This window comes from Caloramator australicus RC3 (genome assembly GCF_000297115.1).
GTDB classification, from domain to species: domain Bacteria; phylum Bacillota; class Clostridia; order Clostridiales; family Caloramatoraceae; genus Caloramator; species Caloramator australicus.
In genome coordinates this window covers 1-2,873 of record NZ_CAKP01000039.1, presented here as the reverse complement: position 1 = coordinate 2,873, position 2,873 = coordinate 1, and the positions used below count along the sequence as shown (strand labels likewise).

The following is a 2,873-nucleotide window of genomic DNA, read 5'->3' as shown; positions in this document are numbered from 1 at the left end:
AAGTGGTTGCTTTTTCTTTTAAAGCTTCCACCTTCATAAGTTATTTTGTCATTAAACTGGCTTCCTAAAATATTTGGAGCTTCAAAACCATCTCCAATTTCTACCGCTTTAACTCCCTGGATAGACATCATTGCTCCTGAAATCATATAATCCATCCTTCTATCATAAAAGGAATAGCTACCTAGTCCATGTGGAACATTAAAGGCTATAACTTCTACAGCTCCCCCCAGGGTATCACCAGCCTCTTTAAAGAGAGAAGTAAAAGAAAAAAGGAAGGTAAGGGTATTATACATAGAAGCGGATGAAGATCATGTTGCACTGCAGAATGGCAAAAAGGAGATGCCAAGGCTTGTCTATGTTCATGAAGGAAGGCAAGAGAGGAATGGAAGGAATGAAATTAAAAAATGTATATTACAAAGCATACGTAGGAGTAGAAGCAGAAGAAATATGGATAGATGTAGCGAATTATGTGTATGAGAATTATGAAATAGAGAGCATAGAAAAGATATATATAGCAGGGGATGGGGCAAGATGGATAAAGGAAGGGATAGAGTGGATTACCAAAAGACGAAATTTGTATTAGACAGATATCATTTAAACAAATACATAATAAGAGGGACAGCAAAGAGAGAAGAATATAGGGAAAAGATATGGAAAGCCATAAATGAAGGAGATAAGAAGGTTTAAGGGAAATATTTAAGGAGCTTGCAAGTAAAGCAGAAACTAATACAGAAAAAGAAAGGATAAAAGAAGTAAGAAGGTATATATTAAACAACTGGGAAGGGATAGAAATATATAAAGATGACGATGATGTAATAGGATGCAGCGCAGAAGGGCATGTAAGCCATGTATTATCGGCGAGATTAAGCAGCAGGCCATTAGGATGGAGCAAGGAAGGATTAAAGATAATGGCAAAGCTAAGGGTATTTAGCAAGAATGGAGGAAATTTAAGGGAAATAAGTGTGTTTAAGGAAGATGAAAAAGCCTTCAAGGTAAGTAAGAAGAAAATAAAAGAAGCGATAAGAAAGATAAATAAATCTTCACGTGAAGTTATGAATAATATAACGATATTGAACATAGGGAAAGTAACGCCAATTTACAGGATATTAAAATCAATAAAATATGAAAATATAATTTAAGTTTTTTAAATTTAACAAACGCCTTGAAACTAGCTAATTTAAGGGGTTGTCTATAAAAATTAACCTACAATATCTTGACACTATCTATATTAGTTTAAAATTTGTTTTGTGTAACAACATATGTTATAATAATTATGAGGTGAAAATATGGCTAATGTTTATCATGGTAGAGGTTATGTATATTATATACAATATCATATAGTTTGGTGCGTTAAATATAGACATAAAATTATAACAGACAAAATAGAAAAAAGGTTAAAAGAAATACTTAATTATATAGCTGAAGATAATAAATTCAAAATACTTCTTATGAATACAGATTTAGATCATGTTCATTTATTAGTAGAATGTTCACCACAGCATTATATTCCCAATATGATAAAAGCTTTAAAAGGTGTAAGTGCAAGATTATTGTTAAAAGAGTCTCCAGAACTTAAACAAAAATTATGGGATGGACATTTGTGGAACCCATCATATTTTGTTGCAACTGTTAGTGAAAATACAGAAGAACAAATTAAACAATATATTTTATCTCAAAAAGAAAAGTAGGTGTAAATATGGAAAAAGCTTTTAAATTTAGGCTTTATCCTAATAAACAACAAATAGAGCTTATAAATAAAACCTTTGGTTGTGTTAGGTTTGTATATAACTATTATCTTGCAAAACGAGAAGAAATATATAAAACTCAAGGTATAACATTTAATTATAAGGATTGCTCAGCTGATTTAACTAAACTAAAACAAATTAATATATGGCTAAAAGAAGCAGATAAGTTTGCACTTCAAAATTCGCTCAAAGACTTAGACAAAGCATTTAAGAATTTTTTTGAAGGCAGAGCAAATTATCCAAAGTTTAAGTCAAAGAAATGTAAATATAAAAGCTATAGAACAACATTTACAAATAACAACATTGAAATTGAAGGAAACAAAATCAAACTACCCAAATTAGGCTGGGTAAAGTTTGTAAAATCAATGGAAGTAGAGGGTAAAATATTAAATGCAACTATAAGTAGAACTCCAACAGGGAAATATTTTGTTTCAATTTGTTGTAGGATAGAAAAAACTACAGAAAAGTCTAAAACTAACAAAGTAATCGGTATAGATTTAGGAGTAAAACACTTTCTGATAGATAGTGAAGGTAACAAAATATCCAATCCTAAATATCTTATAAAGTTAGAAAAAAGACTTATTAAGGAACAAAGGAAGCTTTCTAAAAAACAATTAGGTAGCAATAACTTTAAGAAACAAACTAAGAAAGTAGCCAAAATACATGAGAAGATAAGAAACCAAAGGGAAGATTTTTTACAAAAGCTGTCCTCTAAAATTATAAACGAAAACCAAGTTATAATTTTGGAGGACTTAAAGGTTAAGAATATGTTAAGAAATAACAAACTATCAAAGTCCATATCAGATGTAGCATGGTCAAAATTTGTAAACATGCTTGAATATAAAGCATTATGGTATGGAAGAACAATAGTAAAAGTAGATATGTTTTATCCATCGAGTCAAATATGTAATGTATGTGGTTATAAAAATGAAGAAGTAAAAGACTTAAACGTAAGGGAGTGGGAATGTCCAATGTGTAAGACAGTCCATGATAGAGATGTAAATGCAAGTAAAAATATATTAAAAGAAGGAAAGAGGATATTAGGCATAGCATAAGTAAAAACAGTAGGGTAGGGACTACCCGAATTAACGCCTGTGGAGATAGTAGGTTACGAGGTTGATGAAGCAG

General features: G+C 30.6%; 3 protein-coding genes and 1 pseudogene. 3 read left to right on the top strand and 1 reads right to left on the bottom strand.

Annotated elements, in window-relative coordinates; all coding sequences use genetic code 11:
* A partial coding sequence (locus CAAU_RS04390; RefSeq protein ID WP_040305937.1) for a chorismate synthase occupies window positions 1–293 on the bottom strand: 293 nt, incomplete at its 3' end.
* On the opposite strand from CAAU_RS04390, the pseudogene CAAU_RS14185 reads away from it, so the two are divergent.
* From CAAU_RS14185 to tnpB, 3 genes and pseudogenes are all read left to right on the top strand, one after another.
* A pseudogene (locus CAAU_RS14185) lies at window positions 232–1,139 on the top strand (ISLre2 family transposase); the annotation flags it as partial. The gene CAAU_RS04390 and the pseudogene CAAU_RS14185 sit on opposite strands and share 62 nt — an antisense overlap.
* Window positions 1,140–1,286: 147 nt before the next feature.
* The gene (tnpA, locus tag CAAU_RS04375) at window positions 1,287–1,688 is read left to right on the top strand and encodes an IS200/IS605 family transposase (RefSeq protein WP_008908222.1); all 402 of its coding nucleotides are present in this window, start codon (window positions 1,287–1,289) and stop codon (window positions 1,686–1,688) included.
* A gap of 8 nt (window positions 1,689–1,696) precedes the next feature.
* Window positions 1,697–2,800, top strand: coding sequence for an IS200/IS605 family element RNA-guided endonuclease TnpB (tnpB, locus tag CAAU_RS04370; RefSeq protein WP_008908221.1), 1,104 nt, complete (start codon window positions 1,697–1,699; stop codon window positions 2,798–2,800).
* Window positions 2,801–2,873: the final 73 nt, after the last annotated feature.